Source organism: Halomonas sp. (assembly GCF_041689495.1).
Classification (GTDB): domain Bacteria; phylum Pseudomonadota; class Gammaproteobacteria; order Pseudomonadales; family Halomonadaceae; genus Halomonas.
Map to the genome: position 1 here is coordinate 1 of NZ_JBDNGD010000059.1, position 1066 is coordinate 1066.

1 protein-coding gene is annotated in these 1066 nt (G+C 65.0%); it reads left to right on the plus strand.

Features of this window, described 5'->3' with window-relative positions; translation table 11 throughout:
• Nucleotides 1-1066: dihydroxy-acid dehydratase (locus ACESMD_RS02020; protein WP_372609858.1), on the plus strand; the 1066-nt coding region annotated here is incomplete at both ends.

Here is a 1066-nt window from a genome sequence, read left to right on the forward strand (position 1 = left end):
ACAACGAACGCGTCGGCTCGGGTACCATCATCTGGGAGTTGCGCAAGCGCCTGGCCGCCGGCGATATCGACTACGACGAGTTCCTGGCACGCGGCGCCGACTCGGCGCCGTCGATCGGCCACTGCAACACCATGGGCACCGCCTCGTCGATGAACTCCATGGCCGAGGCGTTGGGCATGAGCCTGCCCGGGTCGGCAATGATTCCGGCGCCCTACAAGGAGCGGGCGATGGTGGCCTACCAAACCGGCGAGCGCAGCGTCGAGATGGTCTGGGAAGACCTGCGACCCAGCGACATCCTGACCCACGAGGCCTTCGAGAATGCCATCGTGGTCTGCTCGGCGCTGGGTGGGTCGTCCAACGCGCCGGTCCACGTCAATGCCATCGCCCGGCACGCCGGGATCGAGCTGAGCAACGATGACTGGCAGCGGCTGGGTCACGAGATCCCGCTATTAGCCAATGTCATGCCGGCCGGTGTGTATCTCTCCGAGGAGTTCTATCGTGCCGGTGGCGTGCCTGCGGTGATGACCGAACTGATGGGCGCAGGTCATCTGCACGGTGAGGTCATGACCATCAACGGCCTTACGCTTGCCGATAACGTGAAGGGGCGCGAGACGCGTGACGATGACGTGATCCGCCGCTACGCCAACCCGCTGGTCGAGCATGCCGGCTTCCTCAACCTCAAGGGCAATCTCTTCGACTCGGCATTGATGAAGACCAGCGTCATCTCGCCCGACTTTCGCCGGCGCTTTCTCTCCGACCCAGACGATCCCAACGCCTTTGACGGCAAGGTGGTGGTCTTCGACGGCTCCGAGGACTACCACGCGCGGATCGACGATCCCTCGCTGGGTATCGACGAGCGCACCATCCTGGTCATGCGTGGCGCCGGACCGGTGGGCCACCCGGGCGGCGCCGAGGTGGTCAACATGCAGCCGCCGGAAGCCCTCATCAAGCAGGGCGTCGAATCGCTGCCTTGCCTGGGCGATGGCCGTCAGTCGGGTACCTCCGGTTCACCCTCGATCCTCAATGCCTCACCCGAAGCGGCTACCGGTGGCGGACTTGCGCTGCT